Here is a 14,954-nt window from a genome sequence, read left to right as displayed (position 1 = left end):
TGACGAAGGTCGAGAAGAAGGGGCGTACGAAGGGCGAGCTGGACCAGGTGATCGAGTGGCTGACCGGGTTCGACGAGTCGGCGCTGCGTGGCCACCTGGCCGCAGGCACGACGTTCGAGGACTTCTTTGCCGATGCACGCCTCAATCCGGGGGCAGCATCGATCACTGGTGTGGTGTGCGGTGTCCGCGTCGAACAGGTCGCCGATCCGTTGATGCAACAGATCCGCTACCTGGACAAACTGGTCGACGAGCTCGCGAAGGGCAGGTCCATGGAGCGGATCCTGCGGACCTGACGGCTGGTCCTGCGCTCAACGCACCGTGGCGCGACCGCGGTCGAGCGCGGTGGTCCCGTCCACCGAGGCGCGGAAGAGGACCTCGCCTTCGGTCGCGGTCCAGATCTCGACCGCGACCTGCTGGCCAGGGCGGACCATCCCCGCGAACCTGGCCTCGATGCCGGTCAGGCGGGTGACCTCGCCCCCGGCGACAGCGTCGACGATGGCCTTCGCGGCGATCCCTAACGTCGCGAGTCCGTGCAGGATCGGTCCGTCGAGACCGGCCCCGCGGGCGAACTCCGGGTCGATGTGCAGTGGGTTGTAGTCCCCGTTGAGGCGGTAGAGCATCGCCTGGTTGGCGCCGGTCGACGCGGTGACGCGCAGGTCGGCGGCGCGCTCGGGCAGCCGTACCCCGTCCGACCTGGGGGCGCTGCCATCGAAGCCGCCCTCGCCGCGAGCCCAGATCTGCGACGTCTGGGTCCACAGCGGGCCGTCGCCGTCCTCGGCGCTCGTCTCGAGCTCGACCACTGCCGCGCGCCCCTGCCCGAGGTCGATGACGTCGGCCACGCGCTGGCTCGTCCGCGCGGAGCCCTCGGTCGGCAGCGGCCGGTGGACCTCGATCCGCTGGCCGCCGTGCAGCACCTTGCGCAGGTCGATGTCGATGCCGGGCAGGCGCATGCCCGGCAGGGTGAGCCGGCCGCTCGACGGGCCGCCGCCGGCGACGAGGCCGAAGGTGGGCAGCACCGACAGCCCGCGCTCATAGGTCAGGCCGAGCTCGGGCCTGCCGGGCGTCGATCCTGCCCCGAGGCTGAGGTGGTAGAGCAATACGTCGGCCGGCGTCCAGGAGATCTCCCGCACGACGGGGTCGGCAGACAGCGCAGCGTCGAGGTCGATGGGCATGGGTTTCCTTGTCTGGGTGTGGGTTTCGCTCGGCGGGCTGTTGGTCGGGGCCGTCAGTCGGGCGGTCGGACAGTCACGAACCGTGAGTGGCGTGCCGTCATTCTCGGGGGAGGCGCAGGATGCGCTCTCCGACGATGTTGAGCTGCACGTCGGTGGTGCCGCCGGCGATGGTCAGCGCGCGGGAGTTGAGGAACATGTGGATCGGGTCGTCCTGCCGGCCTCCGCCCAGGGCCTCTGTTGCGGTCTCAGTCGCCGGCTCCGTCGCGGGCCACGCGAGCCCGGCCTGGCCGCGCCAGTCGACGACCGCCTCCCACGAGTCCTGGATGGTCGCGGTGGAGATGAGCTTGGCGAGCGACGCCTCGGCGCCGGGCGCCGCTCCGGAGAGCGAGCGCAGCGTGGTGCGCAGCCCGAGCAGCGAGGACGACAGCGACCGGGTGAGCAGGTCGCCCAGGCGCGCGAGGACGAGGGGGTCGTCGGCGCCCGCCTCGGGAGCCGCGGCGAGCAGGGCCTCGTCCCCGGTGGAGAAGTGCGAGCCGCCGGTCATCGCGACCCGCTCGCTCGCCAAGGTGTTGAGCGCCGCGGCCCAGCCGTCGGTGGGGCCGCCGACGAGGCAGTCGTCGGGGATCAAGACGTCGTCGAGGAAGACCTCGTTGAACAGCTCGTCCCCGGTGATCTCCCGGAGCGGGCGGATGTCGACGCCGGGGGCAGCGGTGTCGAGCAGGAAGTAGCCCAGACCCTTGTGCTTGGCGACCGTGGGGTCGGTTCGGGCCAGCAGGATGCCGTAGTCGGCGGCGCGGGCGCCGGAGGTCCACACCTTCTGCCCGTTGATCCTCCATCCGCCATCCACCTTCTCGGCCCGGGTCGTCAGCGCGGCCAGGTCCGAGCCGGCGCCGGGCTCGCTGAACAGCTGGCACCATGTGATGTCGCCGCGCAGCGATGGGCGCACGAAGCGCTCCTTCTGCTCGTCGGTGCCGAAGGCGACGACGGCCGGAACGACCCAGTTGCCGATGACCATGTCGTGTGGTTCGAGACCGGCGCGGGCGAGCTCCTCGGCGATGACGAGCTGGGTCGGGACGTCGGCGCCCTTGCCCCACGGGACGGGCAGGGTCGGCATCGTGTAGCCGTGGTCGCCGAGGAAGCCGGCCCGCTCGGGACCGGGCAGCGCGGCCGCCTCCTCGAGCTCGTCGCGGATGTGCGCACGGCTCTCTTCGAGACCGGCGGGCAGCTCGATCGAGGCACTCCGGCGCGCCCCGGCAAGCGCCAGCCGGCCGACCTCGGCCGCCCAGCGGTCGGCACTGCCGAGCAGGATGCGGCTGAGGTGGGCGCGGCGCAGGTAGAAGCCGGCCAGGTGCTCCCAGGTGAAGCCGATCCCACCGAGCGTGTTGATCAGGTCCTTCGCCGCGCTGAGCCCGGACTCGACGCCGAGCCCCGCGGCGGCAGCCGCGACGAGAGCCCGCTCCGGCGCGGAGGTCCGTGCGTCGTCGAGGGCGCGAGCGGCATCCCACACGATGGCGCGGGCCTGCTCGGTGGTGACGAGCATCCGCGAGATGCGGTGCTTGACCGCCTGGAAGGAACCGATGGGGCGGCCGAACTGCTCCCGGACCCGCGCGTAGTCGGCGGCCGTGGCGGTGCACCATGCCGCGATGCCGACCGACTCGGCGGCGAGTGCCACCGCGGTCAGCTGGGTGGGCAGCTCGGGGTCGACCTCCAGGACACGTGCCGCGGTCCCGGCCGCTGTCGTGACTCGTGCGCCCCGGCGGGTCAGGTCATAGCCGCGCACCGGGTCGACCTTGGCCGACCCGCGCTCGAGCAGCAGCCAGACCCGACCGGAGTCTGCGGTCGCGGGGACGACGAAGAGCTCGGCGGCTGCGCCTCCGAGGACGATGCCGCTGGTACCGCTCACCGTCGGGCCGGTTGGTCCGCCCTCGACTCGCAGGTCACCCTCGGCGAGGCCTACCGCCCCCAGCACCGACCCGTCGGCCAGGGCGGGCACGAGCTCGTGCGCCCCTGCCGCGTGGAGCACCGCCGCGGCCAGAGCGGTGGGCAGGGCCGGGCCGGGGACCAGGCGCCGGCCGAGCGCCTCGGCCAGGGTGGCCAGCCCGAGGACGCCGGTGCCACCACCGTCGACCGCCTCGGGCAGGTGTACACCCAGCGCTCCCAGCTGCGTGAGGGCCTTGGTCAGGGGCTGGGCGAGCTCTGCGGCCTCTGCGTCGGTGGAGTCGACGACCTGGTGGATGAGGTCCGGGTCCACCTGGGCGGTGCCGAACTGGTCGAGCAACAGGGCGAAGTCGACGAGGTCGCCGTCGAGCGGGAGGTGTGAATCCATGGTGACTCCTGGTCGGCTGGGATCTTGCATTCCAAAACTAGAATGAATTATGGTTATAGGCAAGCCCCATTGGAGAAGGAGTTCACCCCATGTCAGCTACCCAAGCAGGATCGACCGCCGTGGATCTGCACGGCCGCACCGCGATCGTCACCGGCGCCGGCGCCGGTCTCGGCCAGACCGAGGCGCTGCGACTGGCCGCGCAGGGCGCCGCCGTCGTCGTCAACGACCTCGGTGAGGGCGCCGAGACGACCGCGCGGCTGATCACCGAGGCCGGCGGCAGGGCCCTCGCCGTCCGCGGCGACATCAGCCGGTGGGCGCTCGGCGACGAGCTCGTCGAAGCCGCCGTCGACACCTTCGGCGCCCTCGACATCGTCGTCAACAACGCCGGGGTCATCCGCGACACGATGATCTTCAACCTCACCGAGCAGGACTGGGACCTCGTCCTCGACGTCCACCTCAAGGGCCACGCCTCGCTGAGCCGGGCCGCCGCGGTCTACTTCCGCGCCAAGTCGAAGGTCGCGGGCGGGCCGGTCTACGGCCGGATCATCAACACGACCTCGGAGGCCGGCCTGATGGGCGCGGCCGGACAGCCGAACTACTCGGCCGCCAAGGCGGGCATCACCGCCCTGACCCTCTCCACCGCCCAGGGACTGGCCCGCTACGGCGTGCAGGTCAACGCGATCGCCCCGCGGGCGCGCACCGCGATGACCGAGCACGTCTTCTCGGCCGACGCGGATGGCGGGCGCCTCGACATCCTGTCCCCGGAACGCGTCGCGCGGCTCGTCGCCTTCCTCGCCTCGCCCGCCTCGGCCGGGATCAGCGGCCAGCTGTTCATCTCCTATGGCGACTTCGTCGCGCTGCTAGAGCCGGCCCAGGCTGAGCATGTCTTCACCGCCGACGACGACCTGTTCACCGAGGAGGAGCTGGCCCGCAAGCTCGGCGGCTACTTCGCCGACCGCGACCCGTACGCCACGTTCGCCGCCTACGGCCTGGCCAAGCTCGACACGACCGGGGTGCAGCCCGTCGGCGCCTGAGCGTCCCCGTCGGGGCCCGTCAGCCGGGCCGAAGCTCGGGGCTCAGCTGGCACGGTCCGCCAGCGTCGAGCGCACCTGGAGCAGCTGGGTGACGAGCAGCTCCATCTGGGCGTTCGCCTCCTCGCGCTCGAGCCGCCCGTTGAGCACGGCGGCCAGGGCTGCGGACCAGCCGAGCAGGATGACGTACACCATCCGCTGGTCGCCCTCGGTCGGCTGCTCGATCCCGGCCGCGTCGAGGACGGCCGCGCGCATCGCGTCGTCGACCCGTGAGGCGTCGTTGCTTCCGCCGACAGCCGGGGCGTTCACCGAGTGGAGCATCGCCGAGGCGAGCAGCGGGCGGGAGAGCAGGGCCTCGGTCGCGGACTCGATGACCGCGAGCACGGCAGACTCGGGGTCGCGGGCCGCCTTGGTGCCCTTGCGCGCCGGCGCGTGGTCGCGTAGCTGTTCGAGCTCGCTGGCCAGCACGGCGGCATACAGGTGTGACTTCGAGGGGAAGTACCGGTAGAGCGTGTTGAGCGCGACCCCGGCCTCCTGCGCGACGTCCTGCATCTGCACGGCGTCCTCGCCCTTGGCCATCGTCAGCTCGCGTACGACCCGCAGGATGCGCCGATACCGCTCGACCTGGGCCGGCGTGCTCGGCACGGCCGGCTCCCGTGGCTGCGACAGCCGTGGCATGTCCTCCCCTTCCCGCGCGGGCGACCCGGGCGACTGGTGTCTGCCTTGACTGACAGGCATTCTCCCATCTGTGCCGCCGAGCCCCTTGACAGATCCGTTTCTAGAATTCATTCTACATATACCGCACCACAGCAGCTGAGCCCGGACGCAGGCGTCCGGAGGGAAGGCGACAACCACCGTGCACTTCACACTTGACGACGAGACTCTCGCCCTGCAGAAGGAGCTGCGCGCGTACTTCGACGGGCTGCTCACCCCCGAGGTCCGCCGCGAGCTCCACCGCGAGGGCGAGACCGGGGGCCCCGCCCGCGACCGGATCATGCGGGCGATGGGCTCCGACGGCTGGCTCGGCATCGGCTGGCCGAGCGAGTTCGGCGGATCCGATCGCGGGCCCGCCGCCCAGTTCGTGCTCTTCTCCGAGGCCTACCGGGCGGGCGCCCCGCTGCCGATGATCACCTTGACCACCGTGGCGCCCACATTGATGGCCCACGGCTCCCCGGAGCAGAAGGCCTACTTCCTGCCCAGGATCCTGGCCGGCGAGCTCGTCTTCGCCATCGGCTACACCGAGCCCGAGGCCGGCACCGACCTCGCGTCGCTGCGTACCTCGGCGCGCCGCGACGGTGACGAGCTGCTCATCAACGGCAACAAGGTTTTCACCTCCGGTGCCGACGGCGCCGACTGGATCTGGCTCGCCGCCCGGACCGACCCGGACGCCCCGAAGCACAAGGGCATCTCGCTCATCCTCGTGCCGACCAGCGACCCCGGCTTCTCCGCGACACCGATCCGGACCGTCGGCGGGGTCAGCACGACCGCGACCTACTACGACAACGTCCGCGTCCCGGTCGGCAACGTCGTCGGCGGCCTCGACAACGGCTGGCGGCTCATCACCACCCAGCTCAACCACGAGCGGGTCGGCCTCGCGGCCTTCTCCGGCATCAGCATCGGCATGTTCGAGGAGGCCAAGGAGTGGGCGGCCCGTCAGAGCCTGCCCGACGGTCGACCGTACACCGACCTGACTTGGGTGCGCACTGCGCTCGCCCGGGCCGGCGCCCTGGCCAACGTCATGTCCCTGATGAACTGGCGGCTCGTCGAGGCGACCGCCGACGACGTGACCGACCCCGGCCAGGCGTCCGCGGCGAAGGTCTACGCCACCGAGGCGGCCCTGGAGATCTACCGCCTCACGCTCGAGGTCGTCGGCGCCGCCGGACTCGAGGTCTCCGAGGCACCGTCCTGCATCACCGACGGGCGCCTGGCGCTGATGAACCTGTCGGCACAGATCAACACGTTCGGCGGCGGCGTCGCCGAGATCCAACGCGAGATCGTCGCCTGGACGACGCTCGGAATGACGAGGGGGACCCGATGACGATGACCTTCCGGCCCACCGAGGACCAAGGCGACCTGCAGCAGCTCGTCGCCTCGATCATCGACGGGCAGACGAGCGACGAGTCCATCGCGGCGATCGACGCCGAGGCCGGCGCCTGGGACGAAGCTTTGCACGCCGCCCTCGCCACCTCCGGGGTGATCGAGGCCGTGATCGGCGACGGCGACGAGCCAGGCCTCGGCATGGCCGGCCTCTTCCTCGCGCTGCTCGAGGCGGGACGCGCACCGGCGCGTATTCCCTTCGCCCCGAACGCCGTCGCCGGCCTCGTCCTGGCCCGGGCCGGCCACCCGGCCGCCGAGCGCATCGCCGCCGGTGAGATCACCGTCGCGATCAGCACCGGAGACCCGCTGCACACCCTGCGCGTCGACGGTGACCGTCTCGAGGGGGCTCTCGGGATCGTGTATGCCGCTCAGCACGTCTCGCACCTGCTGCTCGCTGACGAGGGTGGCGCGCTCCACCTCGTGCCGGCCGACCACGACGGAGTCGAGCTGCGACCGGCAGGCCTCGGCGTCGACGGCGCGACCGGTCGGGTGTCTGTGCCGCTCGCCGACCTCGACGTCGTCGAGGGCGTCACCCCGGCCGACGTGCTCCCGCGGCTGCGCACCGCGCTCGCGGCCTTCGCGACCGGAGCTGCCACCGAGGCGGTCCGGCGCACGGCCGAATACGTCTCGCACCGGGTCCAGTTCGGCCAGCCCCTCTCGACCAAGCAGGGCGTCGCCATCCGGGCCGCCGACGCCCACATCGACACCGAGTCGATGCGGCTGGCGACCATGCGCGCTGCGGTGGCCATCGACGAGGAGCAGCCCGACGCGGCGCAGGCCGCGACGGAGGCGGCCTGGTGGGTCACCACCGCCGGGGTGAGGGCCGTCCACGCGGTGCAACACCTGCACGGTGGCATGGGCGCCGACGTCGACAACCACATCCACCGCTACTTCGTCCTCGTCCGCGACATCGCCATCGCCCTGGGCGCCGCGGACGCCCTGCTCGCCGAGATCGGTGACGCCGTCGTCGCCGAGAAGGGAACCGTCCGATGAGCCCCACCACGTCGATCACAAAACTGGCCGCCTCGACCGAGGCCGCGGCCACCCGACCGGACCCGGTGACCACGGCCGAGCTCATCCTGACCCGACTCGGTGATCACAAGGTCGGCATCCTCTTCGAGGACGAGACCTACACGTGGGACACCTACGTACGAGAGTCGATCCGGCGCTCGCACCTGCTGCTCGACCGGATCGACCCGTCCCGCCCGCCGCACGTCGGCATCCTCATGGGCAACCGCCCGGAGTACCTCTTCGTCTGGGGTGCAGCCGCGCTCGCCGGGCTCACCCTGGTCAGCCTCAACGCGACCCGCCGCGGGCAGGAGCTGGCCGACGACGTCGTCGCCACGGACTGCCAGCTCGTCCTCGTCGGCGCCGATGAACGAGACTCGCTCGCGGCCCTCGGCGGCGGCGGCGAGGTCGGCGATGACGGCGGTGACGGCGGGGTTCAGGCCAAGGTGCCGGTGCTCGACGTCGACTCGGCGGACTACCGCGACGAGGTCGCCGCGCAGGACGACCACACGCCTCCGGAGGCGCCGGCGGCATACGACCCCGCGACGATCCTGATGATGCAGTTCACCTCCGGCTCGACCGGGCGGCCCAAGGCCGCGCTGTGCTCGACGGGGCGGTTCGCCTTCGCGGCCGGCTACGGACTCGGCGGGCTGACCCGCGACGGTGTCGCCTACAACGCGATGCCGCTCTTCCACTCCAACGCGCTGCTCGCCTGCTGGGCCAGCCCGCTCTACCTCGGCTCCGGCTTCGCCCTCGCCCGGCGCTTCTCCGCCTCCGGCTTCCTCGATGACCTGCTGAAGTTCCGGGCGACGTACTTCAACTACGTGGGACGAGTGCTCTCCTACCTGCTGGCCCAGCCCGAGCGGCCCGAGGAGAAGCAGACCGCCCTGAGGGCGGTGTGGGGCACCGAGGCGACCACCCGTGACCGGAGCGAGTTCGCGCGCCGTTTCGGCGTCGAGCCGTTCGAGAGCTACGGCTCGTCCGAGGGTGGCCTCAACCTCGTGCGCACCCCGGACACCCCGGAGGACGCGCTCGGCCTGCCGCCGACCGTCGTCACCTACGAGGCCGCGGTCCTCGACCCGTTCACCCTCGCGGAGAAGCCGCGCGCCCGCTTCGGCGACAACCACACCATCCTCAACCCCGAGGAGGCGATCGGCGAGCTCGTCGCCCTCGGCAACGCCAGCACCTTCGAGGGTTACTACCAGGACCCCGCCGCCACGGCCGAGCGCACCCGTGAGGGCCACTTCTGGACCGGCGACCTCGGCTATCGGGACGAGGCCGGGTTCTTCTACTTCGCCGGGCGCGGCGGCGACCGGTTCCGCGTCGACGGCGAGAACTTCACGGCTGCACCCATCGAGCGCATCATCGGCCGCTACGGCCGCACCCTGCTCGCCGCCGTCTACCCCGTCCCCGACGAGGTGAGCGGCGACCAGGTGATGCTCGCCCTCCAGCTCGACGGTGACGCTCCCTTCGACCCGCGCGACTTCGGGCGCTTCCTCGAGGCGCAGCCCGACCTCGGCACGAAGTGGATACCCCGCTACGTGCGGATCGTCTCGGCCCTGCCGGTCACCGCGACGAACAAGATCAACAAACCGGCGCTGCGCCGCGAGTACTGGGACACCTCGGACGAGGTGTGGGAGCGAAGCGACCGACAGTTCACCTACACCCGGTTGGGCGACGAACGCCGAAACGAGATCCGGGCCACATACGTCGAGAGCGGTCGCGAGCCGCTCCTCAAGCGATGAAGGAGACCACGATGCCAGACACGGACACGATGACGACGGCAGACACGAAGCCCAGGACCTGCACGCTGCCTGACGCAGACTCCGCGCGATCGCAGATCACGCAGATCATCGAGCGTGGCGAGGTCCGCCACTACCAGTCGAGGTACGCGATCACCGACCGGGCGATCGGTGCCCTGACGGATGTCCTCGGCGACGCCAACCCGATCTACACCGACGATGTGGCCGCCCGCGCTGCGGGGCACCCCGGCATCGTCGCCCCGGCCACCTCGCTGCAGGTGTGGGCGATGAACCGGCTCGACGAGCAGCTGCCCCCGAGCCCGGTCGACCGCGCCTACCAGATCCTGCAGGCCAACGGCTTCACGAGCGTCGTCGCGGTCAACGGCGACCAGACCTACGACCGCTACCTGCGCCCGGAGGACCGGCTGCACAGCGAGGAGCGGGTCGAGTCGATCTCCGAGCTCAAGCACACCGGCCTCGGCGAGGGCCTGTTCATCACGACCCTCATCACCTTCTTGGACGAGGCGGACGAGCAGGTCGGCACGATGCGCTTCCGCACGCTCTGGTACGCACCCCGCACCCAGCCCGACACGATCACGGAGGCCTGACATGGCGACCCCGACCCGGCAGCAGCCCGCTGTCAACCGCGACAACGCGTTCTTCTTCGAGAGCCTCGCCCAGGGCCGGCTCACGATCCAGCAGTGCACCCGGTGCCACGCGCACCGGCACCCGCCGGTGCCGATGTGCCCGCGATGCCACTCCCTGTCCTGGCAGGCCGACGAGGTGTCCGGTATGGGGACGCTCGTGACCTTCACGGCGCTCTACCACCCCGTCCTGCCGCCCTTCGTGCCCGGCTACCTCGTCGGTCTGGTCGAGCTGCAGGACGGCGTGCGGCTCGTCGTCAACCTCGAGTGCGCCGAGGACGAGGCGCAGATCGGGATGCCCGTCGAGGTCGTGCCGCAGCGCTACGGCGACGACCTCGTGCTGCCGGCCGGCTACCTGCCCGGCGCGCCGCACGTCGTCGTGTCCTCGACCGAGGCTCTGGCGGCCGAGGGGAGCCTCTCATGACGACCACGCTTCCCCCGCTCAGCATCCCCGTCACCGCGACACTGGTCGCCGGCGGAGCCCTCGCGACGCACGACTACTCCCTCGTGCACCACGACCGGCAGGCGGCCCTCGCAGCCGGCACGCGCGACATCTTCATGAACATCCTCACCACGACCGGCCTGGTCGGCAGGTACGTCACCGACTGGGGAGGACCGCGAGTCCGCCTGTCCAGCGTGAGCATTCGGCTCGGCCACCCAGTCCACCCCGGCGACACCCTCACCTTCGCGGGCGAGGTCACCGAATACGACGAGGCCACCCGCCAGGCCACCATCACGGTGACCGCGGACACCGACGGCGGTCAGCACGCCTCCGGCGCCGTCGTCGCCGTCCTGCCCGAGGACATCCAGGACGCACCGGCCCCGACGACGCACGACAAGGAAGAATCACGATGACAGGCATGCACGGCACCACCGCGATCGCGGGGATCGGTGCGACAGAGTTCTCCAAGGAGTCCGGCCGGTCCGAGCTCCAGCTCGCGATCGAGGCGTCGAAGTCCGCCCTGGACGACGCGGGCGTCTCCCCGTCGCAGGTTGACGGCTTCGTCTCCTACGGGATGGACACGTCCCCGTCGATCGACGTCGCCCGGGGCCTCGGCGCGCAGGCGCTGACCTACTTCGGGATGGTCGACTACGGCGGCGGTGCGGCGTGCGGGACGATCATGCACGCGGCGATGGCCGTGGCGACCGGAGCGGCGCAGACCGTGGTCGCCTACCGAGCCTTCAACGAGCGCTCCGGGGCCCGGTTCGGCACCGCGCTCAACGTCGAGGGCTGGGGCGTGGACGCCCGGGCGGCGAACTACGCGTGGTACCTGCCGCACGGCCTGATGACGCCCGCCTCGTGGATCGCGATGTTCGCCCGGCGCTACATGCACCTGTATGGCGCCACCAGCGAGGACTTCGGCCGGGTGGCCGTGCTCGACCGCCAGCATGCCTCGACGAACCCGAAGGCGTGGTTCTACGAGAAGCCGATCACCCTCGAGGACCACCAGGCCTCCCGGTGGATCGCCAAGCCGCTGCACCTGCTGGACTGCTGCCAGGAGTCCGACGGCGGGCAGGCCTTCGTGATCACCTCGCTGGAGCGGGCCCGTGACCTGCAGGGCACCTCGGCGGTCATCCGCGCCTCGGCGCAGGGGGCGGCATACGACCAGCACTCGATGACCAGCTTCTACCGCGGCGACGCCGACCGGCCCCTGCCCGAGATGGGTCTGGTCGCCGAGCAGCTCTGGGACAAGTCCGGTCTGCGCGCCGCCGACATCGACGCGGCCGTGCTCTACGACCACTTCAGCCCGTTCGTGCTCGCCCAGCTCGAGGAGTTCGGCTTCTGCGGACGCGGCGAGGCCAAGGACTTCCTCGCCGAGGGCAACGGGACCCTCGACTCGGCCCTGCCGATCAACACCCACGGCGGTCAGCTCGGTGAGGCCTACATCCACGGGATGAACGGCATCGCCGAAGGCGTCCGCCAGATCCGCGGTACCGCCGTCAACCAGGCCAAGCGGGCCGAGCACGTCCTGGTCACCGCCGGGACGGGCGTGCCCACCAGCGCCCTCGTCCTCGGTGTCGACAGCTGAGTCCCATCCACGGACGCCCACAAGGGCCGGGGTCTCTTCGGGCGAGGTTTTGCGCGGTTGGTGTAGCTGGGGCGCCCACGCCCACGCAACACCGCGCCTCAGCACCGCATGAAGGAATATACAGCCCTCGTCACATACCGGGCTTGAACACCATCACCCAGGTCGCCGCGGCCAGGAGCACGACAACCACCCGGCTGCCCCACGACCACCGGCGCAGCTGACGGATCGCCTCGTCTTGCCGGTCGTCTGCCGCGGCCCGCTCCGCCGCGATCGCGGCTCGGCTCTGGAACGCGACCCCGACCAGGAAGGCCGCCCCGAACAAGGCGAACGACGCCGAAAGCCACGCCTGAGCGAACGTCCAGGTGTCACCGATCAACACGATCCACACGCCGAAGCCGATGACGAGGACCGGGGCCGGCGCGAACACGAGGGGTCCGATCACCCGCAGGCTGGTGACGAACCTGTGCACTGCGTCGCTGCGACCCTCGTGCAGGACGTGCGTCGCGAGCGCGCTGAGCGTGAGGGCCCCTCCGACCCATACCATCGCTGCGAGAATGTGCACGAACAGAAGCCAGCCGTACATCGGAGCCTCCTTTCTGGCTAGTGCTAGTCGGACGGGTCAGGCTTCCCCGGTCCGAAGTCGGGCTCGTCCGGTCCCGGTTCGCTTCGCGCCGCGGCGGGGCGGGCCGGTCACGCCGACCTCGAGTGGCTGCCGGGGGCCGGCGGTGAGATCTGCTCCAGGGCGGGGATGACGGCCGCCAGGGTCGTGATGGTGTTGCGGGTCCACGGGCCCGCGGTGATGACGATGGCATGCTGGATGCCGTGCGCGGCCAGCTCGGTGCAACGCCGGAGGAAGCTGTCCGGGTTCTCGCCCGGGTCGAGACGAGTGCTGACCGGCTTGTCGATCTGGTCGTAGGGTCTCAGCTGTTCCAGCGTCGCCGCGCGGCGTCGGCTCGGGCGCACGAACGGCGGGCCGGTGCCGGGCGGGTCAACGGATGGCGCCACGTGCAGGTAGCCGGCTGTCGGCGGGTCCATGAACACGGGCATGGGGTATTTCGGGTTCGAGTTGACGACGGTCGGTTGGTGGTCGTGGTGTCGGTTCATCTCTCCTGCTTAGCACACGAACCTTTAGTGTCCAAATGATTAGTCATCTATAGAGTAACCTGACTGGCATGCCCGCTCCCGTACCTACCCCGATCGGTCGCGAACTGGCCCGCGTCGCGAAGAGCGTCGCCCGGGCCTTCGACGACGAACTGGCCGCAGCCGGGGGGTCCCTGCCCCAGTGGCTGATCCTGATCTCGCTGAAGACCCGGCAGCTGGCCAGCCAACGCGAGCTCGCCGAAGCCGTCGGCATCCAGGGAGCCACGCTGACCGTTCACCTCGACGCGATGCAGACCCATGGCCTGCTCACCCGTCGGCGTGACCCGACGAACCGGCGCGTGCACCTTGTCGAGCTCACGGCCGAGGGCCAGGAGGCCTTCAGCCGTCTGCGCCGCGCCGCCGCCGACTTCGACCACCAGCTGCGGGCCGGGATCTCCGACCGAGACATCGCCACCCTGTACCGGCTGCTGGCTCGCCTGCAACACAACGTTGCCGACGAGGTCAGCGCTGCCGACGCAACATCCTGACACCATCGCACCCACACCCGGGCCTACCCGTCCCCGCTCCCAGCCAAACCGGCCAGCCCGTCGGGTTGCTGGCCGGCCACGCCCAGCAACAGTTCGGGCGAGGCTGCCTCGCGCCTGGCAGGGGCACTGCGGCTCAACCGATGCTCGACGCGCCGCCGCACGTGCCGCGGCCAGCGCTCTCAGCCCGCGCTCGCGCACGCGGTGCGCCGCTGGCGAGGAGCCGTGCTGCGGATCTGTTCCTCGGCGAGAACCCACGCGCCCGGCCCGGTCCGTCACGATGGTGAGATGTGGCCGACGGACCCGGAAGCGCTGAGCCTCGTACAGGAGCAGCTCGCGGCGCGGACCCCTGAGCTGTGGCCGCTGCCAGTCAGCGGCGACCGGAACGGCAGCGACCGGAACGGCGGCGCCCGGTCGTTGACCGCCCAGCCAGCGACAGTCTCGCCGGGCCGGGTCCAGCTCAGGGACGTCAGGGTTGGTGCGTGCCGGGTCTGCTTCCGGCGCGGGCTGACCGGTCCCGGGGCGGCCGGGGACCCGGCTTGGGTCGCCTCCGTCGTCATGCACGACGACGAGGTCCTGGACCTGCGGACATTCCGGAGCGTGGCCGCAGCGGCCTACCTCCCCGGCCTGCTCGCTCTGCGGATCGGTCGCCTCATGGAGGACGCGGTGCGCTCCCTCGATCGCGCGCCGGACGTGCTGCTGATCGACGCCACCGCCAGAGACCATCCGCGTAGGGCCGGTCTCGCGCTGCACCTGGGCGCGCAGCTCGGACTGCCCACCATCGGCATCACGCGTCGCCCCCTGGTGGCCCGGGGCACGTGGCCGGACGAACCGCGCGGGGCCACCAGCGCGCTACGGATCGGCAACGAGGTGGTCGCGTGCCGGATGCGCACCGGGCCGGGGGCCCGCCCTCTCGTCGTCCACCCCGGCTGGCGGGTCGACCTCGAGACGGCCATCGCTGTCGTGCTGGGGACCAGCACGCGCCACCGCACGCCGGAGCCGCTCCGTCAAGCCCGGCGCGCTGCCCGAGAGGCTCGACAGGCGGAGGAGAGCCGGGACGGTGATGCGCATCGGCCGGGTCCATTCTGGTGACGGGCTGTGTGCGGTCGGTGTCGTTGGGGCGACCACGACCACGCACAACCCCGTGACTGCGGGTCCCAACCACGAATCCCACTGAGCCACAGACGAGGCCGAGGGTATGCCGCTCACTCCGCTGAGCGGCATACCGTGACGTCATGTGCGCCGGGGGAAGGCGGTTTGCGGTCGGGGGCCGTACGGG

16 protein-coding genes are annotated in these 14,954 nt (G+C 71.2%); 11 read left to right on the top strand and 5 right to left on the bottom strand.

Annotated elements, in window-relative coordinates:
* Positions 1-293: DUF2200 domain-containing protein (locus L0H79_RS14445; RefSeq protein ID WP_301485332.1), on the top strand; the 293-nt coding region annotated here is incomplete at its 5' end.
* Between the two features lie 15 nt (positions 294-308).
* On the opposite strand, the gene L0H79_RS14440 is transcribed toward L0H79_RS14445, so the two are convergent.
* Both L0H79_RS14440 and L0H79_RS14435 read right to left on the bottom strand, forming a co-directional pair.
* Entirely contained in the window at positions 309-1,172 is an 864-nt protein-coding gene (locus tag L0H79_RS14440; RefSeq protein WP_301485331.1) for a MaoC/PaaZ C-terminal domain-containing protein, read from the bottom strand.
* A 97-nt stretch (positions 1,173-1,269) separates the two neighbouring features.
* Complete coding sequence (locus tag L0H79_RS14435; protein ID WP_301485330.1) at positions 1,270-3,498, bottom strand: acyl-CoA dehydrogenase; 2,229 nt, start codon at positions 3,496-3,498, stop codon at positions 1,270-1,272.
* 89 nt (positions 3,499-3,587) lie between these two features.
* On the opposite strand from L0H79_RS14435, the gene L0H79_RS14430 reads away from it, so the two are divergent.
* Entirely contained in the window at positions 3,588-4,532 is a 945-nt protein-coding gene (locus tag L0H79_RS14430; protein WP_301485329.1) for an SDR family NAD(P)-dependent oxidoreductase, read from the top strand.
* 42 nt (positions 4,533-4,574) lie between these two features.
* Here the strand turns inward: L0H79_RS14430 and L0H79_RS14425 are convergent, their stop codons facing one another.
* Positions 4,575-5,207, bottom strand: a complete 633-nt coding sequence (locus tag L0H79_RS14425; RefSeq protein ID WP_301485328.1) for a TetR family transcriptional regulator — start codon at positions 5,205-5,207, stop codon at positions 4,575-4,577.
* 178 nt (positions 5,208-5,385) lie between these two features.
* Here L0H79_RS14425 and L0H79_RS14420 point away from each other — a divergent pair, with 178 nt between their 5' ends.
* The 7 genes from L0H79_RS14420 to L0H79_RS14390 are packed head-to-tail and all read left to right on the top strand — an operon-like array spanning position 5,386 to position 12,050.
* A complete protein-coding gene (locus L0H79_RS14420; RefSeq protein ID WP_301485327.1) occupies positions 5,386-6,567 on the top strand; it encodes an acyl-CoA dehydrogenase family protein in 1,182 nt (393 codons plus the stop codon).
* A complete protein-coding gene (locus L0H79_RS14415) occupies positions 6,564-7,619 on the top strand; it encodes an acyl-CoA dehydrogenase family protein (RefSeq protein ID WP_301485326.1) in 1,056 nt (351 codons plus the stop codon). The genes L0H79_RS14420 and L0H79_RS14415 overlap by 4 nt, the downstream gene beginning before the upstream one ends.
* Complete coding sequence (locus L0H79_RS14410; protein WP_301485325.1) at positions 7,616-9,379, top strand: AMP-binding protein; 1,764 nt, start codon at positions 7,616-7,618, stop codon at positions 9,377-9,379. The genes L0H79_RS14415 and L0H79_RS14410 overlap by 4 nt, the downstream gene beginning before the upstream one ends.
* Before the next feature lie 11 nt (positions 9,380-9,390).
* Complete coding sequence (locus L0H79_RS14405) at positions 9,391-9,984, top strand: MaoC family dehydratase N-terminal domain-containing protein (protein WP_301485324.1); 594 nt, start codon at positions 9,391-9,393, stop codon at positions 9,982-9,984.
* Position 9,985: 1 nt separating this feature from the next.
* Positions 9,986-10,444, top strand: coding sequence for a Zn-ribbon domain-containing OB-fold protein (locus tag L0H79_RS14400; RefSeq protein WP_301485323.1), 459 nt, complete (start codon positions 9,986-9,988; stop codon positions 10,442-10,444).
* Positions 10,441-10,875, top strand: a complete 435-nt coding sequence (locus L0H79_RS14395) for a MaoC/PaaZ C-terminal domain-containing protein (RefSeq protein WP_301485322.1) — start codon at positions 10,441-10,443, stop codon at positions 10,873-10,875. The genes L0H79_RS14400 and L0H79_RS14395 overlap by 4 nt, the downstream gene beginning before the upstream one ends.
* A gap of 5 nt (positions 10,876-10,880) precedes the next feature.
* Positions 10,881-12,050 (top strand): lipid-transfer protein, encoded by a 1,170-nt coding sequence (locus tag L0H79_RS14390; RefSeq protein ID WP_301485321.1) that lies wholly within the window; start codon positions 10,881-10,883, stop codon positions 12,048-12,050.
* Positions 12,051-12,180: 130 nt separating this feature from the next.
* Here L0H79_RS14390 and L0H79_RS14385 read toward each other — a convergent pair whose 3' ends face one another.
* Together L0H79_RS14385 and L0H79_RS14380 are read right to left on the bottom strand one after the other, a co-directional pair.
* The gene (locus L0H79_RS14385; protein ID WP_301485320.1) at positions 12,181-12,633 is read right to left on the bottom strand and encodes a DUF2269 family protein; all 453 of its coding nucleotides are present in this window, start codon (positions 12,631-12,633) and stop codon (positions 12,181-12,183) included.
* A gap of 107 nt (positions 12,634-12,740) precedes the next feature.
* Positions 12,741-13,154, bottom strand: coding sequence for a hypothetical protein (locus L0H79_RS14380; protein WP_301485319.1), 414 nt, complete (start codon positions 13,152-13,154; stop codon positions 12,741-12,743).
* A 68-nt stretch (positions 13,155-13,222) separates the two neighbouring features.
* On the opposite strand from L0H79_RS14380, the gene L0H79_RS14375 reads away from it, so the two are divergent.
* On the top strand, positions 13,223-13,678 hold the full coding sequence (locus L0H79_RS14375; protein ID WP_301485318.1) for a MarR family winged helix-turn-helix transcriptional regulator: 456 nt from the start codon (positions 13,223-13,225) through the stop codon (positions 13,676-13,678).
* A 285-nt stretch (positions 13,679-13,963) separates the two neighbouring features.
* Complete coding sequence (locus tag L0H79_RS14370; RefSeq protein ID WP_301485317.1) at positions 13,964-14,767, top strand: endonuclease V; 804 nt, start codon at positions 13,964-13,966, stop codon at positions 14,765-14,767.
* Positions 14,768-14,954: the final 187 nt, after the last annotated feature.

Source organism: Intrasporangium sp. (assembly GCF_030452765.1).
Taxonomy (GTDB): Bacteria; Actinomycetota; Actinomycetes; order Actinomycetales; family Dermatophilaceae; genus Intrasporangium_A.
Note: the sequence above shows the minus strand (reverse complement) of the source record. Positions and strands in the feature narration are given on the sequence as shown.